Annotated in this window: 11 protein-coding genes and 1 pseudogene; 2 read left to right on the forward strand and 10 right to left on the reverse strand. The window is 59.1% G+C overall.

The features are described from left to right. Window positions 1-21 precede the first annotated feature (21 nt). A complete protein-coding gene (locus EYB53_RS21260; RefSeq protein ID WP_135480823.1) occupies window positions 22-741 on the forward strand; it encodes a Uma2 family endonuclease in 720 nt (239 codons plus the stop codon). Between the two features lie 31 nt (window positions 742-772). Here EYB53_RS21260 and EYB53_RS21265 read toward each other — a convergent pair whose 3' ends face one another. From EYB53_RS21265 to EYB53_RS21285, 5 genes are all read right to left on the reverse strand, one after another. Next, window positions 773-1,831, reverse strand: coding sequence for a permease (locus EYB53_RS21265; RefSeq protein ID WP_135480825.1), 1,059 nt, complete (start codon window positions 1,829-1,831; stop codon window positions 773-775). 108 nt (window positions 1,832-1,939) lie between these two features. Beyond that, window positions 1,940-2,176, reverse strand: a complete 237-nt coding sequence (locus EYB53_RS21270) for a thioredoxin family protein (protein ID WP_135480827.1) — start codon at window positions 2,174-2,176, stop codon at window positions 1,940-1,942. An 89-nt stretch (window positions 2,177-2,265) separates the two neighbouring features. Beyond that, window positions 2,266-2,691: an ArsR/SmtB family transcription factor gene (locus EYB53_RS21275; protein WP_135480829.1), complete on the reverse strand. Its 426-nt coding sequence runs from the start codon at window positions 2,689-2,691 to the stop codon at window positions 2,266-2,268. A gap of 222 nt (window positions 2,692-2,913) precedes the next feature. Then, window positions 2,914-3,288, reverse strand: coding sequence for a YbaY family lipoprotein (locus EYB53_RS21280; protein WP_167857532.1), 375 nt, complete (start codon window positions 3,286-3,288; stop codon window positions 2,914-2,916). Window positions 3,289-3,290: 2 nt separating this feature from the next. Then, window positions 3,291-3,443 carry a hypothetical protein gene (locus EYB53_RS21285; protein WP_167857533.1) on the reverse strand — a complete coding sequence of 51 codons (153 nt, stop codon included), beginning with the start codon at window positions 3,441-3,443 and terminating at the stop codon, window positions 3,291-3,293. 990 nt (window positions 3,444-4,433) lie between these two features. Between EYB53_RS21285 and EYB53_RS21290 the strand changes: the two genes are divergently transcribed. Then, window positions 4,434-5,393 carry a DUF4351 domain-containing protein gene (locus EYB53_RS21290; RefSeq protein WP_135480833.1) on the forward strand — a complete coding sequence of 320 codons (960 nt, stop codon included), beginning with the start codon at window positions 4,434-4,436 and terminating at the stop codon, window positions 5,391-5,393. Between the two features lie 216 nt (window positions 5,394-5,609). On the opposite strand, the gene EYB53_RS21295 is transcribed toward EYB53_RS21290, so the two are convergent. From EYB53_RS21295 to EYB53_RS21315, 5 genes and pseudogenes are all read right to left on the reverse strand, one after another. Then, window positions 5,610-6,098, reverse strand: a complete 489-nt coding sequence (locus EYB53_RS21295) for an OST-HTH/LOTUS domain-containing protein (RefSeq protein ID WP_167857534.1) — start codon at window positions 6,096-6,098, stop codon at window positions 5,610-5,612. After that, window positions 6,052-6,903, reverse strand: coding sequence for an NYN domain-containing protein (locus EYB53_RS26715; RefSeq protein ID WP_135480837.1), 852 nt, complete (start codon window positions 6,901-6,903; stop codon window positions 6,052-6,054). Before EYB53_RS26715 ends, EYB53_RS21295 begins: the two co-directional genes overlap by 47 nt. Window positions 6,904-7,165: 262 nt before the next feature. Next, window positions 7,166-7,462 (reverse strand): hypothetical protein, encoded by a 297-nt coding sequence (locus EYB53_RS21305; protein WP_135480840.1) that lies wholly within the window; start codon window positions 7,460-7,462, stop codon window positions 7,166-7,168. Further along, window positions 7,449-7,574 (reverse strand): annotated as a pseudogene (locus EYB53_RS21310) (BrnT family toxin); the annotation flags it as partial. The pseudogene EYB53_RS21310 and the gene EYB53_RS21305, both read right to left, overlap by 14 nt. Before the next feature lie 82 nt (window positions 7,575-7,656). Then, complete coding sequence (locus EYB53_RS21315) at window positions 7,657-7,908, reverse strand: hypothetical protein (protein ID WP_135480842.1); 252 nt, start codon at window positions 7,906-7,908, stop codon at window positions 7,657-7,659. Window positions 7,909-8,200: the final 292 nt, after the last annotated feature.

The following is an 8,200-nucleotide window of genomic DNA, read 5'->3' on the forward strand; positions in this document are numbered from 1 at the left end:
TGCGCTGACGAGGAGCAACAGATGGCTGTTTTCGTGAAGGATGAACGTGGACAACCAGGGGTGACGACCACCGATGTGCCGCCACTCAACTCGGGCGACCGGCTCTCACAGGCAGCTTTCGAGCAGATCTATCGTGCCCACCCCGAACTCAAGAAGGCCGAGTTAGTTGAAGGAGTTGTCTACGTGGCTTCACCGGTGCATTTTAAACATCATGGACGTCCACATTATCTCTTCATCGCATGGCTGGGAGCATACGAATCCGCTACCCCCGGCGTCATTGGGGCCGACAATGCGACGGTGCGACTAGACTTCGAGAACGAAGTGCAGCCGGATGTTTTGCTGCGCCTGCCCCCCGAGCGAGGTGGTCGCTCACGGGTGAGCCCGGATGACTATCTGGAAGGTGCGCCCGAGTTGATCATTGAGGTCGCCGCGAGCAGTGCGGCCTACGATCTGCACGACAAGCGGCGCGCCTATGCGCGCAACGGGGTCGCCGAATACCTGGTGCTCAGCGCCTACGAGCAAGAAGTCCACTGGTTTGCCCTGCGTGAGAGTGTCTACACGCCGGTAGCGCCCGATAGCGAGGGCCTGCTGCGCAGCGCGGTCTTTCCTGGGCTCTGGCTTGATCCGGCAGCGCTCTGGCGGGGCGACCTGGCCGCCATGCTCACGGCCTTGCAGCGCGGCCTGGCGAGCCCCGAGCACGCCGCGTTTGTCGCACGCTTGCGTGACGGGGCGACGGGGTAGGGTCGCGCGTCCATACGGTTGGGTAGATGACTCAGATCACCAGGTTAAAGAGATAGCCGACCAGCATAATCCCGGTTGCCACGATCCCCACGAAGGTAGCAATCAGGCGTGGCTTGAGCACGCGCCGCAGGATGATCAGCTCGGGCAAGCTCAAGGCAACCACTGACATCATGAAGGCGAGCATGGTGCCCATCGCCGCCCCCTTGGCCATCAGCGCATCAACCACTGGGATGACCCCAGCGACATTCGAGTAGAGCGGCACGCCCAGGATGACCCCTGCGGGTACTGACCACCAGGCCTCTTTCCCCATGATCCCCGCCAGAGCATCTTCGGGCACGAACCCGTGAATACCTGCCCCTATCGCGATCCCAATCACGACATAGGGCCAGACTTTGCCGACAATCTCGCGCACTTGCTCCCAGGCTTCGGCGAAGCGACGCGTCCAAGTGTATTGCTCCTCGGCCACTGCCCCGTCGCCGCCGCGGATCTCCCAGACGAAATCCTCGACATGGCGCTCCATATTCATCCGTCCGATGATAAGGCCGGCAACGATCGCAATTGTCATCCCGGAGACCACATAGAGCCCGGCCAGTTGCCAGCCAAAGAGACCAAGGAGGAGCGCTAGGGCGACGCCATCAACCATTGGTGCCGCAATCAGGAACGAAAAGGTAACACCCAGCGGCACGCCAGCCTTGACAAAGCCAATGAAGAGCGGCACCGCCGAACACGAACAGAACGGCGTCAGCACGCCAAGTCCGGCCCCGATCACGTTGCCGACGCCCTCACGCTTGCCGCCTAGGGTCTGGCGCACGCGCTCGGCGCTAAAGAAGGTGCGCAGGGTGCTGATCGCGAAGATCATACCGGTCAGCAGTAGCAGAATCTTCGGCACATCGTACAGAAAAAACGCGACCGCATCGCCTAGCCGCGAGCCAGGCGCAAGCCCCAAGAGCGCAAAGGTCAGCCAGTCAGCCAGTGGCTTGACGCTGTTATAGGCGATCAGCCAGAGCACCGTGACGCCACTGACGATCAGCCAGGCGCGGGTATCGGCGCTGCGCTGCGCTTGGGCGGGTGAAGGCAATGATTGAGCCATTGCGGATAACTCCTAATATGCATATTTTTGAATGTATTTGACGCAAAACAGAGTTTTGATCAGCGTGCCCCGACGGGGATACGGGGGCATGGCCCCCGCAAACACCTTCTACTTCGTCAACCAACCGACGATCTCGTCCTCATTAGGGATGCGGCCCGAGGCGACCAAGACGTCATCAACCACCAGGCCAGGGGTTTTCAGAATGTTCCAGCGCATCATCGCGCCGTAGTCGGTCACCTTCTCGACTTCACCTTCCAACCCGTGGTCGGCGAGCACTTTTTGGACACGCTGCTCGAGTCGTTTGCAGTTGGCGCAACCAGAGCCGAGCACTTTGACGTTCAACATGGAATCTCCTCTGTAGATAACAAGCGGATCGGTGCGGCGCTCTAGCACCAATACCTTGCAAATAAGGGGGTTGTTTTGACGCAAAGGCGTCAAGGCGCAACGTTCTTCGCGTAGGTGCGCAACCCTTCGCGCCTTCGCGCCTTCGCGTGAGCTTTTTTGAAAAGCATTGGCTCTCGCACCGGGCTACAACGCGGGCAGGGGCAGTCAATGGCTAGACTTGTTTCGGGTGATTCGTCACCACCAATGATGGCTCGTACCGTGTCGAGCATCGTCAGCACCTCAGGGTGTGCGATGCGATAGTAGCTGTTCAAGCCATCGCGCCGGTCGCTGATCAGGCCCGCTTTGCGCAACACGGCAAGTTGCTGCGAGACGTAGGCCTGCCGCTGGCCCAACTGGGCCTCGAGGTGACAGACACACTGCTCGTCGCTGCGTAGCAGATCGAGGATCTGCAGCCGGACGGGATGCATCAATGCTTTGAAGATGTGCGCGTGGCGCTCGGCAGTGGCGTTGTTCATAGAGATAGTATATGCCTTTTTTTGCATATACCCAGTGTTGTTCCCTCCATCCTTGGTAGTGGTGCGGCAACCAAATCGCTAACCCCTCTCCCGCGCTGCATTGCATCGCCATGCAGCCCGAGGCGTGCGCGGAGGAGCCAGTATCCCCTCCGCTGATGCAATAGCCCGTCTCGAGAAAACAGCGCTGGCCACCCTGCGCCTGCGCCGGTGCCGGTACGGCTGTTAGTAGGAAGCGACAGCGGCAGCACTCAAGCGACGCAGGGCAAAGATGGCGATGGCTCCGACGAGCAAGATTCCAGCGCCAAGCAGGGGCGACGCCCCTCCGCTGGTATTTGGCAGGCTCCTGGAGGTCAACGTGACCGCAACATTCTGGGTCGGGGCGCCTCGCGTGATCACCGGAATGATGGAGGTAGTGCCGTAGCGAACCTGTCCGTTGAGGCTGATATTCGCCTGCAGCGTGTAGGTGTCGCGCTGATCAATCTTGTTTGGATCATAGGCAACGTTGAACGCAAGTGGCGGCTGCGCTCCGGTGGTCACAAACGTCTGTTCGGCGATTATATCTGCGGGTCGGTCGGGGATAATGCGGGCAATCTGCACAGTTACCACAGCGTTGGCGGGCAGCGCAACGCAACGCGTTCGTTGTAGGTGATGATACCGCTGACCGAACTACTGTCCTGCGCGGCAACACGCCCGGGCAATGCGACGAGCACAACAGCAACGACAACGATCCAAAGCATATGCAACGGCTTCATAAGATCCTCCAACAATATGCACGCTCTAGCCTCCCAGAGCATCTTGTGGGTCAATACAAAGAGAGGATACGGCGAAGGTGTGTCAGAAGCGTGTCAAGTGGCGTTTACGTCGACTTCGGCAGCATCATTGCCACGTAGGGGCGCAGCAGCGCCTGGCTCACCCCTTGCCCACAGGCTCGCCTGATTGCTGCTGCGCCCACGGGATTGTTGATGACCGGATGATCCTGGCTCTCGGGATGGTTACGTGACCGGGCGATCCCCGCCCACCAGGGTTGTTACCGCCTGACCACGGGCAGGAAGAGCCCTTCTGACCAGCCGCGCTGCTGGCCGGAACCGCAACTTGCAGGTGCATCAACGCCGGTTGGCGGTTCGCGCATCGGCGCATTGGCGGCAAGGCGCTAGCTCGTCGTGGCCTCGCTGGCGCTGCTCGCCGGGTGCAGCGCGGTTGGCCCAGCGATGACTCGGAGCACCACAGCAGCCTGGCGCAGCCATCGCCCCCGTTGTTTGGGTAGGGCGGCACGCACATCTTCTGTTCGTACGTGCCACCAGATCGTGCAAACGCCCCCGATGCGCCCACACTGTGGCCGTCAACGGTTCAGCGACGGCCTTCGCCGGTTCGCTCAGGTCACGAAGGTGGCCTTTGCAAGCCAAGAGCCGCGCCGTTCACGGCGACGGCAGAAGCTGCCATCGCCTGAGGGCGGCACGCAGGGCGATTGCATCTTCCGTGAATGCACCCGCCAGGGCACCCGCAAGGGGTGCCCGTACACCGGATCCGGCCCCCGGCCGGTAGGGGCGCCCCTTGCGGGTGCCCTGATAGCGCGTCTTTTTGTATCCGGTTTCGTATGATGCCATCGCCTGAGGGCGGCACGCAACCGTCCTTGCGTACGTACGGCGGTTGTGGTATGATACAAATAGTACATACGTTCTTTCCGGGCACTCGTTGCGGGTTCACCAGCACGTGACGAGCCTGTTGCCCACTGAGGTCACGCGATGGCGCTCGATCATGATGGCATCTTCAAGCAACTGCTAAGCTCGTTTCTCGTCGAGTTTCTCGCCCTCTTTGCTCCGGATATTCTCGCGCTGCTTGAGCCCGAGACGCTGACCCTGCTCGCGCCCGAGTCGTTCGTCGATTTGCTCGATCCGGATCGCCGCACCGCTGACCTGGTGATCCAGGCGCAGGGGCGTGAGGGGGTGGCAACCTTCCTGATCCACCTGGAGCATCAAGCTCAGCGCGATGCCCAGTTGCCGCGCCGGATGTTTCGCTACTTTGCCCGGTTCTACGATCGGTACGACCGGCCCATCTATCCGATCGCACTCTGTTCGTATCCCAGCCCGCGTCGGCTGGCCCCGCATCGGCATCAGGTCACGCTTGGCCGCCATGAAGTCCTCCGCTTTGATTACCTCATGATACAATTGAACCAGTTGGACTGGCGCGGCTATCTGAGCAGCACGAATCCGCTGGCGGCGGCCTTGATGGCGCGGATGCGGATCGCGCGGGAGGAACGTTGGCAGGTCAAAGCGGCGTGTCTGCGCATGCTGGCGGGGTTGCCCGTCACGGCGGCGCAACGGCGGATGCTGGCGGCCTTTGTCAGCATCTATCTCCCCCTGAATGACGCGGAGACCCGTCGGTTTGAGGCGGAAGTTGCCACATGGCAGACACCAATCCAGGAGGCAGTCGTGGAATTGATCACAGAATGGGAATTGAAGGGGCGGGAAGAGGGGCGGGAAGAGGGGCGGCAAGAGGGGCGGGAAGAGGGGCGGCAAGAGGAACGCCAGGCTCTGCTCCTCCGCCAACTCACGCGCAAACTTGGACTGTTGCCTGAGGCCACCCGACGTGAGATCTTGGCCTTGACGCCCGAGCAGTTACTCACGTTAAGTGAGTCCTTGCTGGAGTTTGGCACACTCAGCGATCTGACGGACTGGCTTGGCCAGCAGGCGCCTGGGGGATAACCTCACCTGGTCATGCACGCACAACGATGGCGTATCACGGCACGCTGGATCGTTGTCGGCAAGCCATCTGTTGGTGCGTGTGGGCCACCGACCGGTTCGTAGTGCCGCAGCACGCCTTGGGCCATTGCCGCGTAGGGTTGCCGTCGGTCGCCGGAAATCGATCCGTTGCCCGCCGATGGGCGCCGCAGCCCTCGGAATTGATGGTGATCAAACCAATCACTGTTGCGTGATAAGACGTACGTTATACTGTCCTGGGCTACGCTGATGCAAGATGAAGAGATCTGCGTGGGCCTGAAGCAACGTGGTTAGTTGCTTGTACCCATATGTTTTTGGGCTGAAAGCTGGCTCAAGCTGTTTAATCTGGTTGCCCAATGCCCCCATTTGCACCCAGCCTTCCTGTTGCGTTGCCTGCTTCCAGGCAACGACGAGCAACTTGCGCAGATGGCCTTTGATTTTTTGCTCCTGCTTCTGCTTCTTCGTATCGTCATTGCTCACTTGCTGATCGCTCGCACTTTCTTTGCTCACGGAGGCTTGCTTGCTCACCAATGTCACAATGGTATGACTCGGACTGGTGTTGGCTTGTTCGACGGTAAAAATATCAGTGCATTGCCTGATCAGTAGAGCAAGACGATTTTGCCCATATGCTTGAGGATCCAGGTCAGGGTAGCGGCGCTTGATTTCCAGGACAAGATTGGAAAGACTCACTTCGCCGCGTGCTTGTTGGATGGCTTGCCAGGCAAGTAGAAACGGTTGAGCCAGGGCTTTTTCTGTAGAGCATATCCATCGCATCAACAACCAGAGCGATGTCGGTCGCATTCTTGCCAGTCGCTGTGCGTTCGTGATGAACTGGTTCCAACGCATAGCGCTGAAAGGCCATCTGCCAGCCACGCTGATTCATAACCGTCCAGTTGGCATAGACGCGACGCAGACGGACAACACCGAATTTGTGGGCCTCGGCTATGGCAAGGGCAACCAGATCTGGAGAGCAATTCTCGCCATCAATGAGCAGGGCTACAGCTTCATCTGGTAAGGGATCGCAACCGATCGTTGCCAGTTTGTCTTCGCTGAGAAGGGTTCGTGGAAGAGATATCTGATTCTTAAGCGGAGTAGAAAATAGATCAGATTGTCGATTAGTATCAAGATAAGCCAATTCTGATCCTGGTAAGTGCCGGTCATCTGGTTGTCGAATGTCTTGCATTGCCTCAGCACTCCAACTTTTGCTAGCAGATATTGCCGCATTCGTGAAAGGCACCGAGCCTTTGACCTTGATTGTAGCAACAAGGTAGCACCAGAATGTAGCACCGTCTTGATATTGATAAGCCGGTCGCCGGGAACGATCCGTTGCCCGCCGATGGGCGCCGCAGCGATGGACGGGACGTTGTGCGTGAGGGATGCGCCAGGGCTGCTGCGCCCCTCCAGAGGCGTGTGCGCGGATCGTTTCATCCACGTCGGCGGGCAATCGTGGTGTAGGGGCGCAGCACCCGATAACCCCTGCTGGCGGTTCGCGCATCGGCGGCAAGGCGATAGCTTGTTGTGGCCTCGCTGGCGCTGCTGGCCGTGTGCAGCGCGGGGTTCGCCCAGCGACGACCCGCAGCACCACGCGGTAGCGGCCTGGCGCAGCCCCTGCGGCGGTCTGCAACAAAGCACGTACGCCGCCATCAGTTCCCACGGTGAGCGGCGTGCCTACCGTTGTACCGTTGACGCTAACGGCACGCTCTTCTCGTTACCTTCAGTGTTCCAACAGCGCATGTTGCCTGAACTGGTAATGGAACCTATGATCCAGTTCCACTACGAATCTCGCGAAGAATGGCCTCAACCTGGTTTGGTGATTGACCATGACGAGCGAGTACATGCGCGGTCAGTTCCAGCACCTGATCGGCAAAGCGCTGGGTAAGTTCCTGGCGGAGACCTTGCCCAATATAGAGTTTCATCAGAGCGTCTACCGACATATCTCGTGCCTCTGCGATGCGCTCCAGGTGTTCGTAGGTTTCGGTTGGCACCTTCAGTTCAACCCTGGTAACAGGCCTTGGGCGAAGCTTCAACTCAGTGGGAAACTCAGGCTGACTCATACTGCTTCCTTTCGGCCCGCGTTGCCGTGCGTGCAGAAATAATTCTTGTACGCTCGCCACGTTCCGTAAAAACAACCAGCAATAACCGTTGGGAGATCGAATAGCCGAGGAAGAAGTCGCGTTGCTAGATTACTCCATCTGGGGTTGCGTCACCGGATTGATAGAAGGGATCGAAACCGTTGCTCACAGAAAGATCAATCTTTACGGCTCATGATACCATACCCCCACTCCCGCAGATGTAACGGCACGCACGGATTGAAGTAACGCTCACCGACAGCCAAGGTCTGGGCCTTTTCACAACGACCAACGGGTTTGACCAGGAACGGTTCTGATGGCGTCGCCTTCGTCGGCGTCACCGCAAGCAATGCTCCAAGCAACAAGGTGGCGAGCAGGGTTGTGACGATCAAAAGCCGCGACGCGATCGTGTTGAGCAGCGCTGTGTGCATAGGGGAGATCCCTTCTCCATCTCAAAGCAGAGAATCAGATGTGTTCACCATAGCAGTCAAGAGGGATCACTTCCAGATCGCAGACCTTCCAGGTGCCTTACGTTTCAGTAAGCCTCTGGTTGGAGATTGTAGCTCTTGCGGGCCATGCGGATCAATGCAAAGCTCTGCCTGGGCCATCTGCTCCTAAGAAACAAACCGTGTTGTCGGCTCCAGTGTGTCCTCTGTCATTCCGAACGCAGCGGAGCGGAGTGAGGAATCTGCCCTGATCCGCACGGAAGACCCCTCGTATAAT

It is taken from the genome of Candidatus Chloroploca mongolica (assembly GCF_004762035.2).
Classification (GTDB): domain Bacteria; phylum Chloroflexota; class Chloroflexia; order Chloroflexales; family Chloroflexaceae; genus Chloroploca; species Chloroploca mongolica.